This is a genomic window from Streptomyces sp. NPDC053048, from assembly GCF_044547045.1.
In the GTDB taxonomy this organism is placed as follows: Bacteria; Actinomycetota; Actinomycetes; order Streptomycetales; family Streptomycetaceae; genus Streptomyces.
The window spans coordinates 19963-45235 of record NZ_JBITZS010000003.1 but is presented as its reverse complement, the minus strand read 5'-3'; the positions used below and the strand labels follow the sequence as shown (position 1 = coordinate 45235).

The window sequence follows — 25273 nt, the reverse complement described above, 5'->3', positions numbered from 1 at the left end:
TCTCGCCCAGAGTGAACCGGATCACCCATTCGAGGGAGCCCGCCCCCTCGGAATCGATGATTCCGACCCTCGGCCGTGAACGGCCGGGCGCTCGCCCCCGGAGCGTCAGGCGGCGACCGGGGCGAACCAGTCGGCGTCCAGGACGCCTTCCGCGACGATCACGGCGGGGCCGGTCATCTCGACGGTGCCGTCGGGGTGCTCGCTGATGAGCAGCCGGCCGCCGGGGACGTCCACGGTGTAGGTAACCGGGTGGCCGAGGACGGCCGGGTCGGCGCCGTCCCGGCGGGCGGTGGCGACCATCACCGCGCAGGCGCCCGTGCCGCAGGAGCGGGTCTCGCCGGAGCCGCGCTCGTGGACGCGCAGGGCGACGTGGCGCGGCCCCCGGTCGACGACGAACTCGACGTTGGTGCCGTCGGGGTAGGCGGCGGCCGGGGCGACGACCGGCGCCGTGAGCAGGTGGCCGGCGTCGGCCAGGTCGTCCACGAAGGTGACGGCGTGGGGGTTGCCCATGTTCACGTTGCGGGCGGGGCGGGTGCGGCCGTCGACGGTGACGGTGACCTCGCCCTCGGGGAGCACGGCCCGGCCCATGCTGGTGGTGATGTCGCCCGGCTCGCCGTCGGGGCCCGCCTTGGCGATGTGCGCGCCGCGGATCCCCGCGCGCGTGGCGATCGCCAGGTCGCCCGCCTCGACGAGACCGGACCACTGGAGGTAGCGGGCGAAGACGCGGAGGCCGTTGCCGCACATCTCGGCGATGCTGCCGTCGCTGTTGCGGTAGTCCATGAACCACTCGGCCTCGCCGGCCATCGCCCGCGCCTCGGGGTGGGCGGTGGAGCGCACGACCCGCAGCACGCCGTCCGCGCCGATCCCGGCCCGCCGGTCGCACAGCCGCGCAACCGCAGCCGGGGACAGCTCGATCAGGCCGTCGTAGTCGGGGATGATCACGAAGTCGTTCTCGGTGCCGTGACCCTTGAGGAAGGCGATCTGCGCGGTGCTCACCCTTCGATGGTACGGGTGACCTGTGACAACGCCTTCCGCTGGCCCCTCGGGCAGGCGGCGCGGGCGCTCAGCGCAGCCGCGCCACGCGCCAGACGGCGAGCACGACCACCACGATCACCACGGCCGTGTACGAACCCACATAGCGCCAGTCCGGGCGGCGCCCGGAGCCGCGCGGCGGCAGGCCGGGCCAGGTGTAACCGACCCGGCGGGCCGCCATGACGCCCCAGCCCGCGGCGCAGCAGCTGATGAGCAGGCCGAGCATGGCGACGACGGGGCCGCCGTCGCCGAACTCGAAGGCGAGCGGGAAGGCGAACATCAGCGAGCCGGTCGCCGCGAGCATCACGATGGGCGCGAGCTGCCAGACGCGCAGTTTGCGCGGCGGACGCAGCTCGCGGAACGCCGCGGGCGCCGTGCTCTGCGACCCGTCGCCGCCTTCGGCGTCGTCCGGACCGTCCGGAGTCAGTGCTTCCGCTTCTCCCCCGGCCACGGCCGGGAGATGCCCGCCGCGCGGCGGCTGTTGCGGTCTGTCACGAGGGCCGGCCTCCATCGCCACGCGCCCTCCCAACTCGGACTTCACGGCTCGATCGAGCCTCGATGATGGCACGCCCGGCGACGCCCGCACGGCGTGCGGAGCGTCCCGATGCCATCACGTGATCAGGCTGTAACCGCCCGTTCGACCAACGCCAGCGCTCGCTCGGGGAGTTCCGCGCGCCGGTCGGCCGCGCCGCTCAGCCAGTGGACGCGGGAATCGCGCCGGAACCACGAGTCCTGCCGACGGGCGAACCGCTTGGTGGCGCGCACGGTCTCGGCGCGCGCGGCCTCCTCCGTGCACTCCCCGGCGAGGAAGTCGAGCACCTGCTGGTAGCCGAGCGCGCGGGACGCCGTACGCCCCTCGCGCAGTCCCTCACGCTCCAAGGCGCGCACCTCGTCGACGAGCCCCGCCTCCCACATGCGGTCCACGCGCACGGTGATCCGCTCGTCCAGCTCGGGGCGCTCGACGTCGACGCCGATCTGCAGGGCGTCGTACACGGGCTCCTCGCCCGGCAGGTTCGCCGTGAAGGGCCGGCCGGTGAGCTCGATGACCTCCAGGGCGCGCACGATGCGCCGGCCGTTGCCCGGCAGGATCGCGCGGGCGGCGTCGGGGTCGGCGGCGGCCAGGCGGGCGTGCAGGGCGCCGGGGCCCTGCTCGGCGAGCTCCGCCTCCAGCCGGGCCCGCACGGCGGGGTCGGTGCCGGGGAAGTCCATGGCGTCGATGGCCCCCTTGATGTAGAGCCCGGAGCCCCCGACGAGCACCGGGGTGCGGCCCGCCGCGAGCAGCCGGTCGATCTCCGCGCGGGCCAGCCGCTGGTACTCGGCGACGCTGGCGGCCTCCTTGACGTCCCAGATGTCGAGGAGATGGTGCGGCACGCCCTGGCGTTCCTCCATGGTCAGCTTGGCTGTGCCGATGTCCATGCCGCGGTAGAGCTGCATGGAGTCGGCGTTGACGACCTCCCCGCCCAGGTGCTGGGCGAGGGCGACGCCGAGATCGGACTTGCCGGCCGCCGTGGGACCGACGACGGCGATGACCCGGGGTGCGGGGACTGCGTTTCTCACCGCATCAGTGTCCCAAACCTCACGGCCGCCCCACGAACGAGCGACGTGACGCGACGCCGACGGGTTCGTTGCCTGTTGCGAGGTTCCGAGAGCCGGTTCGCGGTCCGGTGCCCCCGGAGGGGGCCGTGGGACGCCCCGGACGACACGGGATTTCGCTCACACCAGTAAGGTAATGGAGTAGATATGGGCGTGTTTGCAAGGCTTCTCGGCAGGAAGTCCTCGGCGTCAACGGAAGAGGCCGAGGCTGCCACCCGGACGGCGGAATCCGCCGAAGCCGCGGAGACGGCCGAGGCGAAGCCGGAGGAGGCGGCCGCCGAGGCCAAGACCGAGGACACCGCGGACGAGGCGGCGGAGGGAGTGGAGATCCCCAAGCAGCAGTCCGCGGAGAAGGCGGCCGACAGCGAGGCCGGTGAGGGCGCCCGCAAGTAGTTTTGGCAAGGAAAGACGAGGGGCGGTCACCATGGGCCTGATGGACAATCTCAAGGCCAAGCTCGGCCCGCTGAAGGGCAAGGTCGGCGACCTCGCGCAGCAGCACGAGGACAAGATCGAACGAGGGCTGGAGAAGGCCGCGCAGGTGGTCGACGAGAAGACCAAGGGCAAGTACAGCAGCCAGATCCGGACCGGCACGAGCAAGGCCAAGGACGCCCTCGGCCATCTCGCCGAGAAGGAGCGCAAGGGCGGCGGTACGGACTCCCGGAACCCCTGACCCCTCGTCGGCGGCCGGCCGTGGAGCGCGCTCCGCGGCCGTCGCCGTGCCGGGCCCGCCCCCCTCGGCCTTCCGGCCGGAAGCCGGCCCTCCGGCCAGGACGAGACCCGTGTGGTGACCACAGCCCGGTCAGAACGAGCCCGCTTGGGGCCGGACCGCTCCGGCTAGGACCAGCTCGCCACGAAGTACCCGACGCCGTACGGCGCCTCCCCGTACAGCAGCTGCCCGCTCAGTCCGGCGCTCTCCCCCGCGCCCGCCAGCACCTGCCAGGGCGCGCGTCCGGCGGCCTTCAGCTCCGCCGCCAGTTCCGCGTCCAGCGCCGCCAGGGCCCCGGTGTCGGCGGCCCCCAGGGCCTCGGCCACTGCAGCGTCGAAGGGTTCGGCGCGCTCGTCCAGGTAGCCGGGCGCCTTCACCGTCCGGCAGGCACTGCCGTCGCCCATCACCAGCAGCGCGACCCGGTCGGCTCCGTCCGCCAGTCGCCGGCCGTCCTCCAGGCAGCGCGCGGCCTCCAGCGGCTCGCCGACGCCCAGGCCCTCGACCGGGGAGGTCGCCCAGCGCGTCCGTTCCAGCAGCCAGGCCGCGACGGCGAGGGACTGCGGCAGCCGGCGACCTTCCTCGCGGTCCCGGGAGCCGTCCTGGCCCAGCCGCACGTCGAGGTCCACGCCCAGGCTCCGGAAGGAGCCGGCGGTGCCCTGCGGGTGCGTTCCGCGGCCGTCCTCGGGGGCGGGCCCGACGACGACCAGCCGGTCCGGCCGGGCGGCCGCCAGCACGGCCACGGCGTCCAGGCAGGCGGCCCGCAGGGTGTCCAGTTCGGGTGCGGCCCCGGCGGCCACCTCGGGGACGAGAAGCGGCGGGCAGGGGCATACGGCGGCGGCGACGAGCATGGCCGGAACGATAGCCCCACCGCGGGCCCGCCGCTCGGGCAGGCCCGCGGCACGCGGCGGAAATCAGCCGGTGAAACCGCAGCCCGCGGCGGCCGGGGCGGGCGTCGGCGCGGGCGCGCCGATGGTCGGGATGCCCAGCATCACGCCCTTGGGCTTCTCGGCCGCGGCGGCGGTGCGCTTCTCCCAGGCGTCGCCCGAGCGCGTGCGGCGCACGCCCTTGGCGGGGCCCTCGGCCAGCAGGTGGTGCGGGGCGGCGTAGGTGATCTCGACGGTCACCATGTCGCCCGGCCGGACCGGCTCGTCCGGCTTGGTGAAGTGGACCAGGCGGTTGTCGGGGGCGCGGCCGGACAGGCGCTGCGTCGCGTCGTCCTTACGGCCTTCGCCCTCGGCCACCATGACCTCGAGCGTCCGGCCGACCTGCTTCTTGTTCTCCTCCCAGGAGATCTCCTCCTGGAGGGCCACCAGGCGCTCGTAGCGGGCCTGGACGACCTCCTTGGGGATCTGCCCCTCCATCTCGGCGGCCGGGGTGCCGGGGCGCTTGGAGTACTGGAAGGTGAAGGCCTGCGCGAAGCGCGCCTCGCGCACCACGTGCATGGTCTGCTCGAAGTCCTCCTCGGTCTCGCCGGGGAAGCCCACGATGATGTCGGTGGAGATGGCGGCGTCCGGCATGGCGGCGCGCACCTTCTCGATGATGCCCAGGAAGCGCTCCTGGCGGTACGAGCGGCGCATGGCCTTCAGGACGGTGTCCGAGCCGGACTGCAGCGGCATGTGCAGCTGGTGCATCACGTTCGGGGTCTCGGCCATCGCGGCGATCACGTCGTCGGTGAAGTCGCGCGGGTGCGGGGAGGTGAAGCGGACGCGCTCCAGGCCCTCGATCCTTCCGCAGGCGCGCAGCAGCTTGGAGAAGGCCTCGCGGTCGCCGATGTCGGAGCCATAGGCGTTGACGTTCTGGCCGAGCAGGGTGATCTCGCTGACGCCCTCGGCGACGAGCGCCTCGACCTCGGCGAGGATGTCACCGGGGCGGCGGTCCTTCTCCTTGCCGCGCAGCGCCGGGACGATGCAGAACGTACAGGTGTTGTTGCAGCCGACGGAGATGGAGACCCAGGCCGCGTACGCGCTCTCGCGGCGCGTCGGCAGGGTCGAGGGGAAGGCCTCCAGCGACTCGGCGATCTCGACCTGCGCCTCCTCCTGGACGCGGGCGCGCTCGAGCAGCACGGGCAGCTTGCCGATGTTGTGCGTGCCGAAGACGACGTCGACCCAGGGGGCGCGCTTGACGATGGTGTCGCGGTCCTTCTGCGCGAGGCAGCCGCCGACGGCGATCCGCATGCCGGGGCGCTTGGTCTTCATCGGGGCGAGCCGGCCGAGGTTGCCGTACAGCTTGTTGTCGGCGTTCTCGCGCACCGCGCAGGTGTTGAAGACGACGACGTCCGCGTCGCCCTCGGCGGTGCCCTCGGGGGCGCGCACATAGCCCGCGTCCTCCAGCAGGCCGGACAACCTTTCGGAGTCGTGGACGTTCATCTGGCACCCGTAGGTGCGTACCTCGTATGTTCCCTTGACGTCCACTGTCTGGCTCCGGTCGCTGCTGGTCATGGAACAAGGGTAGGCGGTGCCCGGCGAAGCTCACGTCCCGAAGCCTGGTCCACGGCGGGAAGGGCTGGCAGGATCCGCCCATGGCCCCACGACTCCCGCTGCCGGGCAGGCGCCGCGCCGTCCACACGGGCGTCGTGGCCGCCGCCGTGCTCGCGCTGCTGATGTGGTGGCTGCTGCCGCCGGACGCGGACCCCAGGCCGAGCGGACGGATCTCGGTGGCGACCGGGGTGCCGACCGGGGTGTACGCCAAGTACGGCGATCTCCTCAAGGAGGATCTGGCGCACGACCTGCCCGCCCTGGACGTGCGGCTGCGGTCCAGCGAGGGGTCGCTGGACAATCTGCGCCGGCTCACGAGCGGACAGGCCGATTTCACTCTGGCCACCGCGGACGCGGTGGCCACCTACCGGGACGAGCGGCGGCCTGGCGCCGGACGGCTGCGGGCCTGTGCCCGGCTGTACGACGACTACATGCAGCTGGTGGTGCGCAAGGACTCCCCCGTGCGCTCCACGCGGGACCTCAAGGGGCTGCGGGTGGGCGTGGGCACCGACGCGTCCGGCGTGCAGCTGATCACCCGCCGTCTGCTGAAGGCGGCGGGCCTCCGTTTCACAGAGGACATCACGCCGGTGCGGGTGGGCATCGACCGGATGCCGGGGCTGCTGGAGAAGGGCGAGCTGGACGCGTTCTTCTGGTCCGGGGGGCTGCCCACCAATGCCGTCGAGACCCTGGGCGGACGGCTGCCGATACGGCTGGTGCAGCTCGGCGACCTGATCGGGGCGCTGCACGCCCAGGGGCGGCAGACGCGCTTCTACCGGGCGGCGGTGATGCCGCAGGACGCCTATCCGGAGCTCGACGCCACGCAGGGGGTGAAGACGATCGCGGTGGCGAACCTGCTGATCACGACGGAGGAAGAGGATCCCGGGCTCACCGAGAGCATCACCCGCTCGGTGATCAGGAGCCGGGACCGGATCGGCACCCGGGTGCACGCCGCGCAGAAGGTGGACCTCCGCACGGCGATCTACACCAACCCGCTGCCGCTGCACGAGGGTGCCCGCCGGTACTACGTCTCGGTCAAGCCCTGAGCGCGTCCGCCGTCGGCGGGGTCAGTGGTCGTGGCCGTCGCGCGGCACCGCGATCGTCGCGCGCAGCCCCTGCGGCTCGTTCGGTTCGTAGGAGAGCGTGGCCCCGCCCGCGGCGAGCAGGGCGCGGGATATGGACAGGCCGAGGCCCGAGCCGGAGACGTTCTGGTGGCGCCCGCTGCGCCAGAAGCGGTCGCCGATGCGGGTGAGCTCCTCCTCGGTGAGGCCCGGCCCGCCGTCGGTGATCGTGATGTGGACGCGTTCGCCGACGACCTCGACGCCGACGTCCACGCGCGCGTGGGCGGGCGTGAACTTGAGCGCGTTGTCCACGACCGCGTCGAGGGCGCTGGAGAGGGCGATCGGATCGGCCCAGCCGGTCACGGCGGCCGGGCCGCTGTAGGCCAGGGCCACCCGCTCGCGGTCCGCGACGGGCGACCAGGCGCCCACCCGGTCGGTGACGATCTCGGCGATGTCGGTGAGCTGGGGGTCGCTGGCGGCGTGCTCGGCCAGCGCCAGGTCCAGCAGGTCGTCCAGGACCCGGGCGAGCCGCTTGCCCTCGGCGCGCACCGAGAGGATCTCCTCGTGGCCCTCGGGGAGGTCCAGGGCCACCAGGTCGATGCGCAGCAGGAGGGCCGAGAGGGGGTTGCGCAGCTGGTGCGAGGCGTCGGCGACGAAGGCGCGCTGCTGTTCCAGGACGTCCTCGACGTTGTCGGCCATCTCGTTGAACGAGCGGGCCAGGCGGCGCAGCTCCGGCGGTCCGCTGTCGGCCGCGACCCGGGAGTTCATCCGGCCCGTCGCTATGCCGTGGGCGGCGGCGTCGAGGGTCCGTACGGGCTTGAGCACCCACCCGGTGAGCCGGAAGGCGGCCGCCACCGCGAGCAGCATGGCGGCCGTCTCGCCGGCCGCGAGCACCAGCCAGTCGTGCAGGATCCGCGAGCGCAGCTGTCCGGTGGGCGAGTGCGTGACGACGACCGCGACGACGTCGCCGTCGCGGATGACGGGCGAGGCGACGGTGAGGCGGCCCTGGCGCCAGGGCCAGATCTGTCCGGGGTCGCGGCTGCGCCGGCCCGCCAGGGCCTCCTGGAAGGCCCGGCGGGCCTCGCCCTCGGGGGGCAGGGCCCACTGGGCGGGGGCGACGGCCATGGGGGTGCCGTCGCGGTGGAAGACCCCGACCCAGATGTCGTACAGCTCCTCGTAGCGCTCGAGTTCGGAGCGCAGCAGGGCGAGCCGTTCGGCGTCGTCGCCGGGGCGCCGGGACGGCTGGGACGGTTCGGCGGCGACGTACTGGGCGAGTGCGGCGAAGCGGGCGGTGTCGTCGATGCGGTCGACGACGACGTCCTGCTGCTGGACGGCGGCCATGCCGGCGGCGAGCGGGAAGCCGAGGGCCAGTAAGACGCCGGCCATGAGGACGATGAGCAGAGGGAGGAGTCGGGTGCGCACGGGGTCGTTACAGTCCCTGCGCCGGAGTGACGATCTTGTAGCCGACGCCCCGGACCGTCTCGATCAGGGCGGGCATGCGCAGCTTGGAGCGGAGCGAGGCGATGTGCACCTCGAGGGTGCGGCCGGTGCCCTCCCAACTGGTCCGCCACACCTCGCTGATGATCTGTTCGCGGCGGAAGACGACTCCGGGGCGCTGGGCGAGCAGCGCCAGCAGGTCGAACTCCTTGCGGGTCAGGGGGACGGGCTCGCCGTCCACGCTGACGCGGCGGTTGGGCAGTTCGATGGTCAGGGGGCCCAGGCGCAGGGCGTCCGGCCCCGCGGGGTCGGGCGGCTGCGTGCCCTCGGCGGGCGGGGTGCGCCGGGCGACGGCGTGGATGCGGGCCAGCAGTTCGCCGGTGTCGTAGGGCTTGACCACGTAGTCGTCGGCGCCGAGATTGAGCCCGTGGATCTTCGAGCGGGTGTCGGAGCGGGCGGTCACCATGATCACGGGCGTGCTGGTGCGCTTGCGGATCTTGCCACAGACCTCGAACCCGTCCTGGTCGGGCAGCCCGAGGTCGAGCAGCACGACGCCGAAGGGCACTCCCCCGCCCGGCAGCAGCGCCCGCAGGGCCTCCTCACCACTGCGCACGTGGGTCACGTCGAAGCCGTGCCGCGCCAGGACGGCCGACAGTGCGGCGGCGACGTGGTCGTCGTCCTCCACGAGCAGCAGTCTCATCGGCCTCCTCCGGCGGGTGTGGTGCGGGCAACACCGCATCCACTCCGATGGATGGCCGGTGCGTCAAGGGGTTCCTGCCCTCACGAGGGCTTCCGTTATGCAGCCGGTACGCACGTGCGCCCGAGGCGTCACGTTGACGCACAGTGTCCGTTTGAGGCCGGATCGTTATGCTCAATTTCAGCTCAGATGTAATGACGCTGGTCGTTGCGGCTCATTAGGGTCCTCCCCAATCGAGGAGGACGGAGCGAGGAACGCCGATGAGCGAGGTATCGGTGACCAAGGACGCGGCACCCGCCGCGGACGCACTGGTCGTCCTGAACAAGGTCAACAAGCACTTCGGCGCGCTGCATGTGCTCCAGGACATCGACCTGACCATCGCGCGTGGCGAGGTCGTGGTCGTCATCGGGCCGTCGGGGTCCGGTAAGTCCACGCTGTGCCGCACGATCAACCGGCTGGAGACGACGGATTCCGGTTCGATCAGCATCGACGGCAAACCGCTGCCCCAGGAGGGCAGGGAGCTGGCGCGGCTGCGCGCGGACGTGGGCATGGTCTTCCAGTCGTTCAACCTCTTCGCGCACAAGACGGTGCTGGAGAACGTGACGCTGGGGCAGGTCAAGGTCCGCAGGAAGGACCGCAGGGCGGCCGAGGAGAAGGCCCGGACGCTGCTGGACCGGGTCGGGGTGGGCGCGCAGGCGGACAAGTACCCCGCGCAGCTCTCCGGCGGTCAGCAGCAGCGCGTGGCGATCGCCCGCGCGCTGGCCATGGACCCGAAGGTGATGCTGTTCGACGAGCCGACGTCGGCGCTGGACCCGGAGATGATCAATGAGGTGCTGGAGGTCATGCAGCAGCTCGCCCGGGACGGCATGACGATGGTCGTCGTCACGCACGAGATGGGCTTCGCCCGCTCGGCGGCCAACCGCGTGGTCTTCATGGCCGACGGCCGCATCGTCGAGGAGGCGCGGCCGGACCAGTTCTTCAGCAACCCGCGCAGCGACCGGGCGAAGGACTTCCTGTCGAAGATCCTGCATCACTGACAACCGGCACACGCGGGGTCGCGCCGTGCCCGTCCCCGCGGGCGCTCTCCGGCTCTTCCCGGCCCCGCGCACCCTTTGCGGGCGGGTTCGTCCCAAACCTTTTCCCCGCCGCATTTTCCCTCGTCACCAACGCCAACACCGGCAGACGCAAAGGATGTTCTCCATGAAGCTCCGCAACACCGCCGCAGCGGCCGCCGTGGTGCTGGCACTCACCGCGACCGCGACCGCCTGCGGCAAGTCGGGCAGCCCCCAGGACAACGAGGACAAGGCCTCCGGCGGCGCCTCCGCGCCGGCGGACCTGACGTACAAGGTCAACACCTCGGCCGACGTCCAGGACTCGCCCGTCTTCTCCAAGATCAAGGGCAAGACGATCACGATCGGCACCAAGGCCGACCAGCCCGGACTCGGCTACGAGAACCCCGGCACCAAGAAGCGCTCCGGCTTCGACGTCGAGATCGCCCGCATGATCGCGGCCGACCTCGGCTTCGACCAGGACCACATCAAGTTCGTGACGGTCCCCTCCGAGGCGCGCGAGACGCAGATCGCCAGCGGTGGCGTCGATCTGTACGTCGGCACGTACACGATCAACGACGAGCGCAAGAAGCAGGTCGGCTTCGGCGGTCCCTACTACATCGCCGGCCAGGACCTGCTGGTCAAGGCGGACAGCAGCATCAAGGGGCCGGACGACCTCAAGGGCAAGAAGGTCTGCTCGGCGACCGGCTCCACCCCGCTCAAGCGGATCAAGGAGGAGAAGTACGGCGTCGCCGAGGCCAAGGCGCAGCAGGGCTACCAGCTCTGTGTGCAGGACCTGGTCAACGGCTCGGTCGACGCGGTCACCACGGACGACTCGATCCTCAAGGGCTACGCGGCCGAGAACAAGGGCGCGCTGAAGGTCGTCGGCAACACCTTCTCCAAGGAGCCGTACGGCGTCGGCCTGAAGAAGGAGGACACCGCGCTGCGCGAGGCGGTGAACAAGGCGATCGAGGCCCACGTCAAGAACGGCGACTGGAAGAAGGCGTACGACGCCACGCTGGGCAGGTCCGGGGCCGCCGCCCCGAACCCGCCCGCCGTCGAGCGTTACTGATCCGGCGGACCGGTGCCGGATGACCGCCACGCGATACCCGGAGAAGTGACGTGAACGTTCTGTCGGACAACTTCGCGATGTTCCGCGAAGGCTTCGTCGGCACCGTCGAGCTGACGGCGCTCAGCGCACTGCTCGCGCTGGTGCTGGGCACCCTGATCGCGGCGTTCCGCGTCTCTCCGGTGCCCGCGCTGCGAATATTCGGCACCGCCTGGGTGACGCTGCTGCGCAACACCCCCCTGGTGCTGCTCTTCCTGGCCGTGACCCTGGGCCTGCCCGCGCTGGGCCTGAAGGGGTGGGACTCCTTCTGGCTCGCGGTGATGGCCCTGGGGTGCTACACCTCGGCGTTCATCTGCGAGGCCATCAGGTCCGGCATCAACACGGTGCCGGTGGGCCAGGCGGAGGCCGCCCGTTCGCTCGGGATGACCTTCACCCAGACGCTCGGCCAGATCGTGCTGCCGCAGGCCGCCCGGACGGCGATCCCGCCCATCGGCAGCCTGCTGATCGCCCTCGCCAAGAACACGGCGATCGCGTCGGGCTTCAACGTCACCGAGCTCGGCTCGGTGCAGAAGACGCTCAACGCGGCCTCGGGCTACAACATTTACGTGATCTTCCTGTGGATCGCGGTCTGCTACATCATCATCACATTCACGATCAGCGGCCTCTTCCGGCTGCTGGAGAACCGGCTGGCGGTGGCCCGATGAGCGGCAGCGTCCTGTACGACGTCCCCGGCCCCAAGGCCCGGGTCCGCAACCGCCTCTACGGCGCGCTCTCCACGGTCGCCATCGTCGCCCTGCTCGGCTTCGTCCTGTACCGGCTGGACGACACCGGGCAGTTCCAGGCCGGGCTGTGGGACGACTACGAGTACGCCGAGACCCAGCAGCGCATCCTCGACGGCCTGCTGACCACGGTCAAGACCTTCGCGATCGCCGCGGTGCTCTCCCTGGTGCTGGGCGCGGTGCTGGCCGTCGCCCGGCTCTCCGACCACAAGCCCGTGCGCTGGGCGGCCACCGTGGTCGTGGAGTTCTTCCGGGCCATGCCGCTGCTCATCATGATCTTCCTGCTGTACGCGGCGGTGTTCACGGCGGACCCGATGTGGGCACTGGTCATCGGGCTGGTGCTGTACAACGGCTCGGTGCAGGCGGAGATCTTCCGGTCCGGCATCAACGCGGTGCCCCGGGGGCAGAGCGAGGCCGCGTACGCGATCGGGCTGCGCAAGACGCAGGTGATGACGAGCGTCCTCGTCCCGCAGGCCGTCCGCTCGATGCTGCCGTCGATCATCAGCCAGCTGGTGGTGACCCTGAAGGACACCTCCCTCGGATTCATCATCCTGTACGAGGAACTGCTGTTCGTCGGCAAGGCCTTCGCCCAGCAGACCCCGCCGGTGAACGGCGTCTACGCCTTCATCCCGATGGTGATCGTCTTCGGTTCGATCTACATCCTGCTGTGCCTGGCGCTGTCGTCCGTCGCCACCTGGGTCGAACGGCGCACACAGCGCTCGCGCAAGGGCAAGCCGCCGGCGCCGGCTGCTCGCGTCGCCGCGCTCACCGGCGAGGGCGGGCAGGGCGGGGCCTGAGCCCCGGCGGCTCCGGCGCAGCCGGCACCGAGTACGGTCCGCCCGCGCGCGGATGACGCCCCGTCGGCCCCTTCGGGCCGACGGGGCGCACGCGTCCGGCGCGCCGTGGCGGGGCCGCTGATCGCTTGACGCAAGCAGCGGCAATGGGTTGCATACGTTCTGTGATCGCGCACCGATTTCCCCCTGCCAGTCCCCGTACGTCCCGTACGCACCACGCGCACGGTGAGGGCGTCGTCCGCACCAGGGGCCGGGGGGCCGTGCCGTGGATCCGGTGATCGTCGTCGGGGCCGGGCCGGTCGGGCTCACGCTGGCCCTGTCCCTGGCCCGGTACGAGGTGCCCGTCACCGTCCTGGACGAGGCCCCGGCCGAGGCCCTGGGGCAGGAGGACCGGCGCCTGGCCCGTACGGCCGTGCTGCGGCCGGAGACCGCGGCGATGCTGGAGCGCCTGGGGTGCGCCACGACGGAGGGCGCCCGCTGGTCGGCCTGGCGCACGATGCGCCGGCGGTCGCTGGTCACACGGGTGCCGTTCGCGGCACCGGGGGCGACGGCGAAGACCGAGGAGCGTGAAGACCTCGACGCGTTCGGGGAGCCCTTCGGGGAACCCGGTGACGCCGGGGCGGCCGAGGGCCACGAGGACACGGGTGGCGCAGCAGAACCGTCTCCGCTGCACCTGCCCCAGCACGCGCTGACACGCGAGCTGTGTGCCGCGCTCGGCAAGGAGGCGGACGTGCGGATCGTCCGCGACAGCCGGCTGACCATCCTCAAGCAGGACTCCTCCGGCGTCACCGTGCACACCAGCGGTGACAACGGCACCGTCTGGCGGGCCGGCTACCTCGTCGGCTGCGACGGTGCCCGCTCGGTCGTGCGCAAGCTGCTGGGCGCGCGCTTCGCCGGGCGCACGGCCGTCGAGCGGCACGCGGTGGCGGCGCTGCGGGTGGAGCTGCCCTGGCCGGGCGAGGCCGTCCTGCACCGGTCGCCGCCGCGCGGCCGCGAGGTGACGGCCCGTCCGCTGCCGGACGGTGTCTGGCGGCTCGACTGGCTGCTGCCACCGGACGGCGAACTGGTCACCCCTGACAGCCTGCTCGCCCATGTCGGCGACGCGCTGTCCGTCTGGTGCGGCGAGGTACCGGCGTACGACCTGCTGGACACCGGTGTGCACGCCGTGCACCACCGCCTCGCGCGCCGCTGGCGCAGCGGGCGCGCCTTCCTGGCCGGGGACGCCGCGCACCTGCTGGGGGCGCTCGGCGCACAGGGCCTGGACGAGGGTCTGCGGGACGCCGGGAACCTCGCCTGGAAGCTCGCCCACGCCTGGCACCACGGCGCCTCGGACGCGCTGCTCGACAGCTACCAGACGGAGCGCCGCACGGCGGTGGCCGCCCGGCTGCGGACTGCCGACCGGACGCTGCCCGCGGTGCGCGGCGAGGGCGGCTGGCGCACCGTACGGCGCACGGTCGTGCCGGGCGCCGTCCGCGCGCACGACGCGCTGCTCACCGATGGCCATCTGGGGCGCGGGCCGACGGCCGCGGCGCCCGTGTACGCCCGTACGCCCCTGGTGCCCGCCGCGCCGCCGGCGAGCTCGGTGGTGGTCGGGACGGCGGTGGGCGCGCCGGTGGCGGACGTACCGGTGACCGCGCCGGACGGCTCGGAGATCTGGCTGCGGGACCGGCTGGGCGGTGACCTGCTGGTGGTGCTCGTCGCCCCCGGAACGGGGGTGTGGGAGCGGCGGCACTGGCTGGGCGCGGGCCTGATGCCCCGGCTGGCGGCGGCCGTCTCGGCGCTGCCGATGCGGGCCGAACTGCTGGTCGCCGAGGGCTATCCCGGGGCGGCGGCCCACACGGTCCTGGTGGTACGGCCGGACGGGCACCTGGTGGCGGCCCTGGCGGGGGTGCGGCCGGCGGAGCTGTACGCGTGCGCCGACGCGGCCCGGGGCGGGGCGACGGGCCCGGCACGGGCGGCGGAGGGCGGCGAGGGGAAGCAGGACGAGGCCGCCAGTGAGGCTACGGCCAATCGTTGACCGGCTCCGAACCACCGTGGTTGACTCCGCGGCGTGACTGACGACGGCGCGCGTTTCTGGCGGAGGGTCCATCTGGACCTGGTCCGCTACGCGGGCTGTGTCTGTCGTCCGTCCTGTTGATCCGCTTCCTTTCCCGCGCGGGCGTGCGCCGAGCGACGCCGCGCGCTTCCTTCGTGATCACTCAGGACGGTTCACCCGTGGCTTCCGCTGCTTCCCCTGCCTCTCCCGCTTCCCGCGTGTCCGCCTCGCCGCCCGCTGCCGCCTCCCCGGGCAGGCCCACCGAGGCCGATCTGCTCGCCTTCGTGCGCCGGACGGCGGCCGACGCCGGCCTCGTGACCTCGCTTCCGCTCGACCCCGAGGGCCGGACGTGGATCCGGCTGGAGGGGCCTGGTGGCAGTGAGGCCTGGCTCATCGGCTGGCCGCCGGGCAGCGGCACCGGCTGGCACGACCACGGCGGCTCGCACGGTGCCTTCGCCACGGCGGCCGGGCGGCTGACCGAGCAGTCGCTGGCCGCTCAGCTGCCCACCGAGGGCTGGAAGTCGCTGGAGCTGGCGGACGGCGTCGACCGTGAGCGCCTGCTCTCCGGCGGCACCGGCCGGGCCTTCGGCCCGCACCATGTGCACCAGGTGTTCAATGCCTCCAGCGAGCTGCACGCGGTGTCCGTGCACGCCTACTACCCACCGCTGCCGATGATGCGGCGCTACAGCCGCAGCGGCCAGGTGCTGCGGCTCGAGCAGGTGGAGTGGGCCGAGGAGTGGGCATGAGGGTCGAGGAACTGCTGGCCGCGGCGCGCAGGCGGCTCGACCGCCTCGGCCCGGCCGAGGCCGCCGCCGCCCAGGCCGCCGGAGGGCTGCTGGTCGACATCCGCTATGCCGCGCTGCGGGAACGCGACGGGACGATTCCCGGGGCGCTGGTGGTGGAGCGCAACGAACTGGAGTGGCGGCTGGACCCGCTCTGCGACCACCGCGCGATGGAGGCGACCGGTCACGGCCTGCGGGTGGTGGTGATCTGCGACGAGGGCTACGCCTCGTCGCTGGCGGCCGTCTCCCTGCACCGGCTGGGCCTGCGCCGGGCCACCGATGTGGTGGGCGGCTTCCAGGCCTGGCGCGCGGCGGGACTTCCGGTGGCCCCGGCCCGCCGGGACCACGCGGGCACGCCTTAGGGGCACGTGCCCGCCGGGCACGCCTCAGCCCTGCGGAAGGTAGGCCTCCAGCAGCTCGGGGTCGTCGCCCTCCTCCTCCAGGGCCCGGCGCACCACGCGCAGGGCGAGGCCTTCGGGGTAGCCCTTGCGGGCCAGCATTCCGGCGAGGCGGCGCAGCCGCTTCTCGCGGTCCAGGCCACGGGTCGAGCGCAGCTTGCGCTCGACCAGCTCGCGGGCCGTGCGCTCCTCCTGATCGGCGTCGAGCTGACCGACGGCCTCGTCGATCACCGCGGAGTCCACGCCCTTGGTGCGCAGTTCGCGCGCCAGGGCGCGGCGGGCCAGGCCCCGGCCGTGGTGCCGGGACTCCACCCACGCGCCGGCGAACGCGGCGTCGTCGATCAGGCCCACGTCCTCGAACCGGGACAGCACCGCTTCCGCCGCCTCGCCCGGTATGCCCCGCTTGGCCAGCGCGTCCGCGAGCTGTTTGCGCGTCCGCGGCGATCCGGTGAGCAGGCGCAGGCAGATCGCCCGCGCCTGCTCCTCCGGCGACGGTGGCGCTCCTCCCCCGGCCCTCGACGGGTTGCGGGCGCCACCGCCCGTACGGTCGTCCACGCGCGGCTCGCCGGGCTCGGGCCACTCGCTTCGCTGAGTCACTGCCGCCCGCTAGCTCTTGGCGGCGGCCTTGGCGGCCTTCCCCGCGGACTTGGCGGCCGGGGCGGGCACGGACTTGGCCGGCTCTCCCGCGGCGGATCCCGCGGCGTCCGCGGTGGCCTCGGCCGCCGGGGACTCGGGCTTGCCGCCCACGCCCAGCTTCTCCTTGATCTTCTTCTCGATCTCGTTGGCGAGGTCGGGGTTGTCCTTGAGGAAGTTGCGGGCGTTCTCCTTGCCCTGGCCGAGCTGGTCGCCCTCGTACGTGTACCAGGCACCGGCCTTGCGGATGAAGCCGTGCTCCACGCCCATGTCGATCAGGCCGCCCTCACGGCTGATGCCCTGGCCGTAGAGGATGTCGAACTCGGCCTGCTTGAACGGCGGCGAGACCTTGTTCTTGACGACCTTGACGCGGGTGCGGTTACCGACCGCCTCCGTGCCGTCCTTGAGGGTCTCGATGCGGCGGATGTCCAGACGCACCGAGGCGTAGAACTTCAGCGCCCGGCCACCGGTCGTCGTCTCCGGGGAGCCGAACATGACGCCGATCTTCTCGCGGAGCTGGTTGATGAAGATCGCGGTGGTCTTGGACTGGTTGAGCGCGCTGGTGATCTTGCGCAGCGCCTGGCTCATCAGGCGGGCCTGGAGGCCGACGTGCGAGTCGCCCATCTCGCCCTCGATCTCCGCGCGCGGCACCAGGGCGGCGACGGAGTCGATGACGATCAGGTCCAGGGCGCCGGAGCGGACCAGCATGTCCACGATCTCCAGCGCCTGCTCGCCGGTGTCCGGCTGGGAGAGGATGAGGTTGTCGGTGTCGACGCCCAGCGCCCGTGCGTACTCGGGGTCGAGGGCGTGCTCGGCGTCGACGAAGGCGACCGTGCCGCCCGCCTTCTGCGCGTTGGCCACCGCGTGCAGGGTGAGGGTGGTCTTACCGGAGGACTCCGGTCCGTAGATCTCCACCACACGGCCGCGGGGAAGGCCGCCGACGCCGAGGGCGACGTCGAGAGCGGTCGACCCGGTGGGGATGACCTCGATCGGCTCGTTCGCCCGGTCGCCCAGGCGCATCACGGCGCCCTTGCCGAATTGCCGTTCAATCTGTGCGAGCGCGGCGTCCAGCGCCTTCTCGCGGTCGGTGCCTGCCATGGGTTCCACCCGGTTTGCTTGAGTCGATCGCTTCACGTCCACGACGCTAACGCCTGCCACTGACAATGCGCCCCGACGTCGCCCCGGCCTGTGGATAACCCGGCGGATTCCTCGCCTCCGCCGACCCCGGGAAGCCCCATAAGAATGGATGTTCGATTTTGCTGTCAAGCGCGCCACTCCGGCCGCCCGAGCCCCGTAAGGACGTGCCCGGTTGGGGGCCCGACGGCGCCCGAACGGGGACGGGACGGGCCTCGGACAGCGCCCGGCCGATACCCGGCCGGCGCCCGGTCAACGCCTCCGCAGCGCCCTGACCAGCCGGGCGAGGACCGAGGGGCGCGCACCCGCGCGCCGCCGTCCGGGCACGTCCGGGCCGGGGGCGTCCGCCGTCACCTCGTAGCGCTTGACGTACGCCCCCAGGAACGCCTGCAGCGTCGCCGTCGCCGGGATGGCGACCAGCGCTCCCACCGGGCCCAGCAGCGCGGCGCCCGCGATCACCGAGCCGAACGCCACGGCCGGGTGGATGTCCACGGTCCTGGCGGTGATGCGCGGCTGCAGCAGGTAGTTCTCGAACTGCTGGTAGACCACGACGAAGCACAGCACCCACACCGCGTACCAGGGGTTCACCGAGAAGGCGAGCAGGACCGGCAGCGCCCCGGCGAGGTAGGTGCCGATGGTCGGGATGAACTGCGAGACCAGGCCGACCCAGACCGCCAGCGCCGGGGCGTAGGGCACGCCCAGCACCTCCAGCAGCACGTAGTGCGCGAGACCGGAGATCAGCGCCATCAGGGCGCGCGAGTAGATGTACCCGCCGGTCTTGGCGACCGCGATCTCCCAGGCGCGCAGCACCTCCGCCTGCCGCTGGGGCGGCAGCACCGAGCACAGGGCACGGCGCAGCCGGGGCCCGTCGGCCGCGAAGTAGAACGAGAACAGCAGCACGGTCAGCAGCTGGAAGAGCCCGCCGAGGACGGTGGCCGAGATGTCCAGCACCCCGCTGGCACTGTTGCGCACGTACTTCTGCAGCCAGTCGGAGTGCAGCACGCTCTCCTGTATCTCCACCCGGGACAGGGTGGTGCGGAAGGTCCGGTTGGTCCACCGGATCACCGAGTCCAGGTAGGAGGGGAAGTTCTCCACCATGGTCTGGATCTGCCCGGCGAGCATCGAGCCCAGGATCGTGAAGAAGCCCAGGACGGCGACGGTCACGCCGAGGAAGACCAGGCCCGTCGCCAGTCCGCGGCGCATGCCGCGCGCGGCCATCCGGTCCACGGCGGGCTCGATGGCCAGCGCGAGGAAGAACGCGATCAGGATGTTGATGAGAAGGCCGATGAGCTGATGGAAGGCCCAGCTCGCGAGCTGGAAGCAGGCGAACAGGGCGAGGGTGACCACCACCGCGCGGGGCAGCCAGCGCGGCAGTCGCGTGCCGTCGGCGGGCCGGGGCCGCGGGGAGTGGTCGTCCGGGGAGGTGTCGTCTGTCGCTGCCACGCAGCAAGTGTGGACTATCAGACGAAACGATCGGCCGGTACGTCGCCCGGACGCCGTTCCGCGCGTCCGGACGCACTCGACGCGTCCGGCCTACCGGATCAGCGCTTGTCCTCCGGGATCTCCATCGCCCTGCACACCCCGCGCCAGACGTCCTTGGCGTTCCAGCCCGCCTCCAGCGCCTGGTGCACGGTCCTTCCGCCGAGCTCGGACATCACGTGATCGCGCGCGAAGGAGTCGGCGTACGCCGCGCCGAAATAGTCCGCCATTCGCTGCCAGAAGACCGTCAACCGCATGGGCCAAGTATCCCGCTCCTGAGAGTGCAGCCGCGCACGAGCCGGTGACCGGGGGCGCCGGGCACCCTACGGTCTTGTCCATGGCCCCATCCGGAGCATCCGCCGTCGCCCGTGCAGAACACTTCGTCTGGCTCACCGCCCGCGTCCTGGAACAGCGCAGATTCGCGTACCACTTCCTGGGCGGGGGCCCCGACGCCGTCGAGGCCGCCCTGACCGCCTACGCGGGCGACGACGGGGGCTTCGGGCACGCTCTGGAGCCCGATCTGCGCGGCCCGGTGAGCCAGCCGCTGCACACCGCGCACGCGCTGCGCGTGCTGGACGAGATCGGCCGCTGCCGCGACCGGCGGGTCGAGCGCGTGTGCCGCTACCTGACGGCGGTCTCCACGGCGGACGGCGCGCTGCCCGCCCTGCACCCCTCGCTGCGCGGCTACCCGTCGGCTCCCTGGATCCCGGTGGTGGACAACCCGCCGAGCGATCTGCTCGCCACCGGGCCCGTGGTGGGGCTGCTGCACCGCAACGAGGTGTGGCACGCCTGGCTGTTCCGGGCCACGGACTTCTGCTGGGCCGCGGTCGACGCCCTGGGCAAGGGGGCGAGGACCCATCCGTACGAGGTGCAGGCGGCCGTCGCCTTCCTCGACGGGGCACCGGACCGGGCCCGCGCCGAGGCGGCGGCCGAGCGGCTGGGCCGGACCGTGCGGGAGCAGCGTCTGGTCGTCCTGGAGCCGGAGCACACGGACGGCCACCCGCTGCCCGAGGGGTACGCGCCCGGCGAGTACCACTTCCCGCACGACTTCGCGCGGACGCCCGCCTCGTCGGCCCGCTCCTGGTTCACCGACGCGGAGCTGGCGCGCTCGCTGGACTTCCTCGCCGCCGGGCAGGAGGCCGACGGCGGCTGGCCGGTCCGGTGGCGGGCCTGGGCACCGGGCACGCTGCTCGAGTGCCGGCCGATGGTGACCATCGACGCGCTGCTGACCCTGCGCGCCTACGGCCGCCCGGTGTAGCGGGCTCCCCGCGCCCCTTCCCCGCCCCTTCCGGCCCCCGACCTGCGTGTCCGGGGCATTGTCAGTGGTGCGGTGCACGATGGGGGGCATGGTGAACGACAAGGCAGTTCCGGCGGTGGACCCGGCCGCGGCCCTCGCCGCGTTCTCCCCCGCGACCCGCGCCTGGTTCACGGGGGCCTTCACCGCGCCCACGGCCGCCCAGGCCGGGGCGTGGCGGGCGATCGACGAGGGATCGGACGTCCTGGTCGTCGCCCCCACGGGCTCCGGCAAGACGCTGGCCGCCTTCCTCGCCTCCCTGGACCGGCTGGCGAGCACCCCGCCCCCGGCCGAGCGGGCCAAGCGCTGCCGGGTGCTGTACGTCTCGCCGCTCAAGGCCCTCGCCGTCGACGTCGAACGCAACCTGCGCAGCCCGCTCACCGGCATCCGCCAGGAGTCGGTGCGCCTGGGGCTGCCCGAGCCGGAGATCCGCGTCGGCATCCGTTCCGGCGACACCCCGGCCACCGAGCGCCGGGCGCTGGTCACCCGGCCGCCGGACATCCTGATCACCACGCCCGAGTCGCTGTTCCTGATGCTCACCTCCGCCGCCCGGGAGGCGCTCACGGGCGTGGAGACGGTGATCCTCGACGAGGTGCACGCCGTCGCCGGCACCAAGCGCGGCGCCCATCTGGCGCTGTCCCTGGAGCGCCTCGACACCCTGCTCGCCCGCCCCGCCCGGCGCATCGGCCTGTCCGCGACGGTCCGGCCCGTGGACGAGGTGGCGCGCTACCTGTCGCCGCGGCGCAGGGTGGAGATCGTCCAGCCGCCGTCCGGCAAGGAGTTCGACCTGTCGGTGGTCGTGCCGGTCGAGGACCTGGGCGAGCTGGGCGGCTCGCCCGTCCAGGAGGGCGGCGACGGCAAGGAGAGGCCGTCGATCTGGCCCCATGTGGAGGAGCGCATCGCCGACCTCGTCCAGTCCCACCGCTCCACGATCGTCTTCGCCAACTCGCGCCGTCTGGCGGAGCGGCTGTGCAACCGGCTCAACGAGATCGCCTACGAGCGGGCCACCGGCGAGCCACTGCCCGAGCATCACTCGCCCGCCGAGCTGATGGCCGAATCGGGCGCGGCCAAGGGCGCGCCGCCGGTCCTCGCCCGCGCGCACCACGGCTCGGTCTCCAAGGAGCAGCGCGCCTTGGTCGAGGAGGACCTCAAGGCGGGCCGGCTGCCCGCGGTCGTCGCCACCTCCAGCCTCGAGCTGGGCATCGACATGGGCGCGGTCGACCTGGTCGTCCAGGTCGAGTCGCCTCCGTCCGTCGCCTCCGGCCTGCAGCGCGTCGGCCGCGCCGGGCACCAGGTAGGCGCGGTCTCCACCGGCGTCGTCTTCCCCAAGTACCGCGGCGACCTGGTGCAGGCGGCCGTGGTGACGGAGCGGATGCGGCAGGGGGCCATCGAGTCGCTGCGTGTGCCCGCCAACCCTCTGGACGTGCTGGCCCAGCAGATCGTCGCCATGGTCTCCATGGACACCTGGGACGTGGAGGAGCTGCTGGCCGTGGTGCGGCGGGCGGCGCCCTTCGCGTCGCTGCCGGAGTCCGCCTACTCCGGGGTGCTCGACATGCTCGCCGGGCGCTATCCGTCCGACGCCTTCGCCGAACTGCGGCCCCGCCTGGTCTGGGACCGCGTGGCCGGCACGGTCACGGGCCGCCCTGGAGCGCAGCGGCTGGCCGTCACCTCCGGGGGCACCATCCCCGACCGCGGCCTCTTCGGGGTCTTCCTGGCCGGCGCGGACCCCAAGAAGGGCGGCGGACGGGTCGGCGAGCTGGACGAGGAGATGGTCTACGAGTCGCGGGTCGGCGACGTGTTCACCCTCGGCACCACGTCCTGGCGGATCGAGGACATCACCCGCGACCGCGTCCTGGTCACCCCCGCCCCCGGCACGCCCGGCCGACTGCCGTTCTGGAAGGGCGACCAGCTGGGCCGCCCGCTCGAGCTCGGCCGCGCCCTCGGCGCCTTTCTGCGGGAGATCCGCGGCCTGGCGCCCGACGCGGCCCGCGAGCGGCTGACCGCCGCCGGCCTCGACCGGTGGGCGGCGGACAACGTCCTGTCCTACCTGGACGAACAGCACCGCGCCTGCGGGCACGTACCCGACGACCGGACGATCGTCGTCGAGCGGTTCCGCGACGAGCTGGGCGACTGGCGGGTCGTCGTCCACTCCCCCTTCGGCGCACAGGTGCACGCCCCCTGGGCGCTGGCCCTCGGCGCCCGGCTCGCCGAGCGCTACGGCATGGACACCCAGGTGATGCACGCCGACGACGGCATCGTGCTGCGCCTGCCCGACGCGGACGTCATGGGCTTGGACCTGCTCGACGCCGACCCCGCGCGGCAGGGCACCGAGTACGACAGCGAGCAGTCCCCCGTGGGGGCGGCCGACGTCACCTTCGACCGGGCCGAGGTCGACCGGATCGTCACCGACCAGGTCGGCTCCTCGGCCCTGTTCGCCGCCCGCTTCCGCGAGTGTGCCGCCCGCGCCCTGCTGCTGCCGCGGCGCGATCCGACCAAGCGCACCCCGCTGTGGCAGCAGCGCCAGCGCGCCTCCCAGCTGCTGCAGGTGGCGAGCGAGTTCGGCTCGTTCCCGATCATCCTGGAGGCCGTCCGCGAGTGCCTCCAGGACGTCTTCGACGTCCCCGGCCTGACCGAGCTGATGGGCGACATCGAGGCCCGCCGGGTCCGGCTGGTCGAGGTGACCACCACCGAGCCCTCCCCGTTCGCCCGCTCGCTGCTCTTCGGCTATGTCGCCCAGTTCCTCTACGAGGGCGATTCCCCGCTCGCCGAGCGCCGCGCGGCGGCCCTCTCCCTCGACTCCCGGCTGCTGGCCGAGCTGCTGGGCCAGGCCGAGCTGCGCGAGCTGCTGGACCCCGAGGTGCTCACCGAACTGGAGCGCGAGCTGCAGTGGCTGACCGAGGACCGCCGCGCGAAGGACCGCGAGAGCGTGGCCGACCTGATGCGTCTGCTGGGGCCGCTCACCGACGCCGAGCTGGCCGAGCGCGGCGCTGAGCCGGGCTGGGCCAGGGAGCTCTCGGACGCCCGGCGCGCCCTGCGTGTGCGCATCGCCGGGCGGGAGCACTGGGCGGCCGTCGAGGACGCCGGACGGCTCCGCGACGCCCTGGGCACGGCCCTGCCCGTGGGCGTGCCGGAGGCCTTCACCGAGCCCGTCAGGGATCCGCTCGGCGACCTCCTCGCCCGCTTCGCCCGCACCCACGGCCCGTTCACCTCGGCCGAGGCCGCCGGCCGCTTCGGGCTGGGCACGGCCGTCACCGACGGCGCGCTGCACCGTCTGGCGGCCGACGGACGCATCGTCCAGGGCGAGTTCCACCCATCCGGCATCGGCCAGGAGTGGTGCGACGCGGCCGTCCTGCGCAGACTGCGCCGCCGCTCCCTGGCGGCGCTGCGGCACGAGCTGGAGCCGGTGCCGCCCACCACGCTCGCCGCGTTCCTCCCCCAGTGGCAGCACATCGGCTCCCACGGCCTGCGCGGCATCGACGGACTGGTGCGCGCCGTCGAGCAGTTGCAGGGCGCGCCGGTGCCCGCCTCCGCCCTGGAGAAGCTGGTCCTGCCCTCGCGGGTGACGGACTACTCCCCGGCCATGCTCGACGAGCTCACGGCGGCGGGCGAGATCGTCTGGGCCGGCTCCGGCGCGCTGCCCGGTAAGGACGGCTGGGTCTCCCTGCTGCTCGCCGACGCCGCCCCGCTGCTGCTGCCCGCCCCGCACCCGCTGGAGCTCTCGCCGGTGCACCAGGCGGTGCTCGACGCGCTGTCCGGCGGCTACGGCCTGTTCTTCCGTCAGATCGCCGACCAGGTACGCGCCGCCGCCCCCGATTTCGGCGACTCGGCCGGCACGGACGCCCGGATCGCCGAGGCCGTCTGGGATCTGGCCTGGTCCGGCCGGCTCACCAACGACACCCTCGCGCCGCTGCGTTCGCTCCTCGGCTCCGGCCGCACCGCGGGCTCCACCGCCCACCGCGCCCGGCGCGCGGTCCCGCGCGGCCGCTACGGCGCCCTGGTCGGCCGCACCGGCACGCTCGCCCCGGCGGGCCGGGCCACCGCCTCCCGCGGCGGGCCGCCGACGGTCGCGGGCCGCTGGTCGCTGCTGCCCGACCGCGAGCCGGACGCCACCCACCGGGCGCACGCCCTGGCCCGTACGCTCCTGGACCGGCACGGCGTGGTGACGCGCGGCGCGGTCGCCGCCGAGGGCGTCGAGGGCGGCTTCTCCGCCGCCTACCGGGTGCTGTCCGCCTTCGAGGAGAGCGGACAGGCCCGCCGCGGCTACGTCGTCGAGGGCCTGGGCGCCGCCCAGTTCGCCATGGACGGCGCCATCGACCGGCTGCGCGCAGCGGGAACCGCCCGCGAACGGTCCGCCGGCGCCCCCGAGGCCCCCTGGGGCGCCCGGCCGCCGGCCGACCGGCCCGCCCGGTCCCGCGCGGTCGTGCTCGCCGCCGCCGACCCGGCCAACGCCTACGGCGCGGCACTGCCCTGGCCGGAGCCCCCCGAGGGCGCCGGCCACAAGCCGGGGCGCAAGGCGGGCTCCCTGGTCGTCCTCCTCGACGGCGCCCTGGCGCTCTACGTGGAGCGCGGCGGCAAGACCCTGCTGGCCTGGCCCCAACAGCCGGGCGACGGGCCCGACGGCGACGACCCCGGCCTGCGCGAAGCGGCGGCGGCCCTGGCGGAGGCGGCCCGCGCGGGCGCCCTGGGCACCGTCACCGTCGAGCGCGTCAACGGCGCGGCGGCCCTGACGTCCCCCCTGGGCGCCCTGCTGGAGTCCGTGGGCTTCCACGCCACTCCCCGGGGCCTGCGCCTGCGCGCCGCCTGAGCGGAAGCGCATCATGGGTCACAGGC

The 25273-nt window shown here is 73.2% G+C and carries 24 protein-coding genes; 13 read left to right on the top strand and 11 right to left on the bottom strand.

The annotated features are described in order from the left end of the window. Nucleotides 1–105: 105 nt before the first annotated feature. The 3 genes from dapF to miaA form a co-directional block, all read right to left on the bottom strand. A complete protein-coding gene (dapF, locus tag ACIG36_RS08555) occupies nt 106–996 on the bottom strand; it encodes a diaminopimelate epimerase (RefSeq protein WP_399924145.1) in 891 nt (296 codons plus the stop codon). Nucleotides 997–1063: 67 nt separating this feature from the next. Beyond that, nucleotides 1064–1543, bottom strand: coding sequence for a hypothetical protein (locus ACIG36_RS08550; RefSeq protein ID WP_399925367.1), 480 nt, complete (start codon nt 1541–1543; stop codon nt 1064–1066). 107 nt (nt 1544–1650) lie between these two features. Beyond that, a complete protein-coding gene (gene miaA, locus ACIG36_RS08545; RefSeq protein WP_399924142.1) occupies nt 1651–2589 on the bottom strand; it encodes a tRNA (adenosine(37)-N6)-dimethylallyltransferase MiaA in 939 nt (312 codons plus the stop codon). Nucleotides 2590–2772: 183 nt separating this feature from the next. On the opposite strand from miaA, the gene ACIG36_RS08540 reads away from it, so the two are divergent. Both ACIG36_RS08540 and ACIG36_RS08535 read left to right on the top strand, forming a co-directional pair. Then, nucleotides 2773–3018 (top strand): hypothetical protein, encoded by a 246-nt coding sequence (locus ACIG36_RS08540; RefSeq protein WP_399924138.1) that lies wholly within the window; start codon nt 2773–2775, stop codon nt 3016–3018. Between the two features lie 40 nt (nt 3019–3058). Further along, nucleotides 3059–3295, top strand: coding sequence for an antitoxin (locus tag ACIG36_RS08535; protein WP_399924136.1), 237 nt, complete (start codon nt 3059–3061; stop codon nt 3293–3295). Nucleotides 3296–3459: 164 nt separating this feature from the next. Here ACIG36_RS08535 and ACIG36_RS08530 read toward each other — a convergent pair whose 3' ends face one another. Both ACIG36_RS08530 and miaB read right to left on the bottom strand, forming a co-directional pair. After that, a complete protein-coding gene (locus ACIG36_RS08530; RefSeq protein ID WP_399924133.1) occupies nt 3460–4179 on the bottom strand; it encodes a class III extradiol dioxygenase subunit B-like domain-containing protein in 720 nt (239 codons plus the stop codon). A gap of 63 nt (nt 4180–4242) precedes the next feature. Continuing rightward, a complete protein-coding gene (gene miaB / locus ACIG36_RS08525; RefSeq protein ID WP_399924130.1) occupies nt 4243–5769 on the bottom strand; it encodes a tRNA (N6-isopentenyl adenosine(37)-C2)-methylthiotransferase MiaB in 1527 nt (508 codons plus the stop codon). Between the two features lie 80 nt (nt 5770–5849). On the opposite strand from miaB, the gene ACIG36_RS08520 reads away from it, so the two are divergent. Next, on the top strand, nt 5850–6848 hold the full coding sequence (locus ACIG36_RS08520) for a TAXI family TRAP transporter solute-binding subunit (RefSeq protein ID WP_399924127.1): 999 nt from the start codon (nt 5850–5852) through the stop codon (nt 6846–6848). Between the two features lie 21 nt (nt 6849–6869). Here the strand turns inward: ACIG36_RS08520 and ACIG36_RS08515 are convergent, their stop codons facing one another. Continuing rightward, nucleotides 6870–8285 carry an ATP-binding protein gene (locus ACIG36_RS08515; RefSeq protein WP_399924124.1) on the bottom strand — a complete coding sequence of 472 codons (1416 nt, stop codon included), beginning with the start codon at nt 8283–8285 and terminating at the stop codon, nt 6870–6872. A gap of 7 nt (nt 8286–8292) precedes the next feature. Next, entirely contained in the window at nt 8293–9000 is a 708-nt protein-coding gene (locus ACIG36_RS08510) for a response regulator transcription factor (RefSeq protein ID WP_399924120.1), read from the bottom strand. A gap of 257 nt (nt 9001–9257) precedes the next feature. Between ACIG36_RS08510 and ACIG36_RS08505 the strand changes: the two genes are divergently transcribed. The 8 genes from ACIG36_RS08505 to ACIG36_RS08470 all read left to right on the top strand — a co-directional run bounded on the left by ACIG36_RS08505 (nt 9258) and on the right by ACIG36_RS08470 (nt 15867). Further along, nucleotides 9258–10034, top strand: coding sequence for an amino acid ABC transporter ATP-binding protein (locus ACIG36_RS08505; RefSeq protein WP_399924117.1), 777 nt, complete (start codon nt 9258–9260; stop codon nt 10032–10034). A gap of 163 nt (nt 10035–10197) precedes the next feature. Beyond that, on the top strand, nt 10198–11118 hold the full coding sequence (locus ACIG36_RS08500) for a glutamate ABC transporter substrate-binding protein (RefSeq protein ID WP_399924114.1): 921 nt from the start codon (nt 10198–10200) through the stop codon (nt 11116–11118). Nucleotides 11119–11168: 50 nt separating this feature from the next. Next, complete coding sequence (locus tag ACIG36_RS08495) at nt 11169–11819, top strand: amino acid ABC transporter permease (RefSeq protein WP_399924111.1); 651 nt, start codon at nt 11169–11171, stop codon at nt 11817–11819. After that, entirely contained in the window at nt 11816–12691 is an 876-nt protein-coding gene (locus ACIG36_RS08490; RefSeq protein WP_399924108.1) for an amino acid ABC transporter permease, read from the top strand. Before ACIG36_RS08495 ends, ACIG36_RS08490 begins: the two co-directional genes overlap by 4 nt. Nucleotides 12692–12953: 262 nt before the next feature. Then, the gene (locus ACIG36_RS08485; protein WP_399924104.1) at nt 12954–14705 is read left to right on the top strand and encodes an FAD-dependent oxidoreductase; all 1752 of its coding nucleotides are present in this window, start codon (nt 12954–12956) and stop codon (nt 14703–14705) included. A gap of 33 nt (nt 14706–14738) precedes the next feature. Then, nucleotides 14739–14825 carry a putative leader peptide gene (locus ACIG36_RS08480; protein WP_372478799.1) on the top strand — a complete coding sequence of 29 codons (87 nt, stop codon included), beginning with the start codon at nt 14739–14741 and terminating at the stop codon, nt 14823–14825. Between the two features lie 116 nt (nt 14826–14941). Next, nucleotides 14942–15469, top strand: coding sequence for a cysteine dioxygenase (locus tag ACIG36_RS08475; protein ID WP_399924101.1), 528 nt, complete (start codon nt 14942–14944; stop codon nt 15467–15469). Next, nucleotides 15466–15867, top strand: a complete 402-nt coding sequence (locus ACIG36_RS08470) for a rhodanese-like domain-containing protein (RefSeq protein ID WP_399924098.1) — start codon at nt 15466–15468, stop codon at nt 15865–15867. The genes ACIG36_RS08475 and ACIG36_RS08470 overlap by 4 nt, the downstream gene beginning before the upstream one ends. 24 nt (nt 15868–15891) lie before the next feature. Here ACIG36_RS08470 and recX read toward each other — a convergent pair whose 3' ends face one another. The 4 genes from recX to ACIG36_RS08450 form a co-directional block, all read right to left on the bottom strand. Next, a complete protein-coding gene (recX, locus tag ACIG36_RS08465) occupies nt 15892–16500 on the bottom strand; it encodes a recombination regulator RecX (protein WP_399924096.1) in 609 nt (202 codons plus the stop codon). A 9-nt stretch (nt 16501–16509) separates the two neighbouring features. Then, nucleotides 16510–17634: a recombinase RecA gene (gene recA / locus ACIG36_RS08460; protein ID WP_399924093.1), complete on the bottom strand. Its 1125-nt coding sequence runs from the start codon at nt 17632–17634 to the stop codon at nt 16510–16512. Between the two features lie 288 nt (nt 17635–17922). Then, the gene (locus ACIG36_RS08455) at nt 17923–19113 is read right to left on the bottom strand and encodes an AI-2E family transporter (RefSeq protein WP_399924090.1); all 1191 of its coding nucleotides are present in this window, start codon (nt 19111–19113) and stop codon (nt 17923–17925) included. 98 nt (nt 19114–19211) lie between these two features. Beyond that, a complete protein-coding gene (locus tag ACIG36_RS08450; RefSeq protein ID WP_399924087.1) occupies nt 19212–19406 on the bottom strand; it encodes a DUF3046 domain-containing protein in 195 nt (64 codons plus the stop codon). A gap of 80 nt (nt 19407–19486) precedes the next feature. On the opposite strand from ACIG36_RS08450, the gene ACIG36_RS08445 reads away from it, so the two are divergent. Both ACIG36_RS08445 and ACIG36_RS08440 read left to right on the top strand, forming a co-directional pair. Further along, entirely contained in the window at nt 19487–20407 is a 921-nt protein-coding gene (locus tag ACIG36_RS08445) for a hypothetical protein (RefSeq protein WP_399924084.1), read from the top strand. 88 nt (nt 20408–20495) lie between these two features. Continuing rightward, complete coding sequence (locus tag ACIG36_RS08440; RefSeq protein WP_399924082.1) at nt 20496–25247, top strand: ATP-dependent helicase; 4752 nt, start codon at nt 20496–20498, stop codon at nt 25245–25247. Nucleotides 25248–25273 lie beyond the last annotated feature (26 nt).

What these genes read in the sequence shown, in the direction of transcription:
- ACIG36_RS08550 (WP_399925367.1), bottom strand. Translation starts at nt 1,543, where the DNA reads ATGGAGGCCGGCCCTCGTGACAGACCGCAACAGCCGCCGCGCGGCGGG.
- ACIG36_RS08540 (WP_399924138.1), top strand. Translation starts at nt 2,773, where the DNA reads ATGGGCGTGTTTGCAAGGCTTCTCGGCAGGAAGTCCTCGGCGTCAACG.
- ACIG36_RS08535 (WP_399924136.1), top strand. Translation starts at nt 3,059, where the DNA reads ATGGACAATCTCAAGGCCAAGCTCGGCCCGCTGAAGGGCAAGGTCGGC.
- ACIG36_RS08530 (WP_399924133.1), bottom strand. Translation starts at nt 4,179, where the DNA reads ATGCTCGTCGCCGCCGCCGTATGCCCCTGCCCGCCGCTTCTCGTCCCC.
- miaB (WP_399924130.1), bottom strand. Translation starts at nt 5,769, where the DNA reads ATGACCAGCAGCGACCGGAGCCAGACAGTGGACGTCAAGGGAACATAC.
- ACIG36_RS08520 (WP_399924127.1), top strand. Translation starts at nt 5,850, where the DNA reads ATGGCCCCACGACTCCCGCTGCCGGGCAGGCGCCGCGCCGTCCACACG.
- ACIG36_RS08510 (WP_399924120.1), bottom strand. Translation starts at nt 9,000, where the DNA reads ATGAGACTGCTGCTCGTGGAGGACGACGACCACGTCGCCGCCGCACTG.
- ACIG36_RS08505 (WP_399924117.1), top strand. Translation starts at nt 9,258, where the DNA reads ATGAGCGAGGTATCGGTGACCAAGGACGCGGCACCCGCCGCGGACGCA.
- ACIG36_RS08500 (WP_399924114.1), top strand. Translation starts at nt 10,198, where the DNA reads ATGAAGCTCCGCAACACCGCCGCAGCGGCCGCCGTGGTGCTGGCACTC.
- ACIG36_RS08490 (WP_399924108.1), top strand. Translation starts at nt 11,816, where the DNA reads ATGAGCGGCAGCGTCCTGTACGACGTCCCCGGCCCCAAGGCCCGGGTC.
- ACIG36_RS08470 (WP_399924098.1), top strand. Translation starts at nt 15,466, where the DNA reads ATGAGGGTCGAGGAACTGCTGGCCGCGGCGCGCAGGCGGCTCGACCGC.
- recA (WP_399924093.1), bottom strand. Translation starts at nt 17,634, where the DNA reads ATGGCAGGCACCGACCGCGAGAAGGCGCTGGACGCCGCGCTCGCACAG.
- ACIG36_RS08450 (WP_399924087.1), bottom strand. Translation starts at nt 19,406, where the DNA reads ATGCGGTTGACGGTCTTCTGGCAGCGAATGGCGGACTATTTCGGCGCG.
- ACIG36_RS08445 (WP_399924084.1), top strand. Translation starts at nt 19,487, where the DNA reads ATGGCCCCATCCGGAGCATCCGCCGTCGCCCGTGCAGAACACTTCGTC.
- ACIG36_RS08440 (WP_399924082.1), top strand. Translation starts at nt 20,496, where the DNA reads ATGGTGAACGACAAGGCAGTTCCGGCGGTGGACCCGGCCGCGGCCCTC.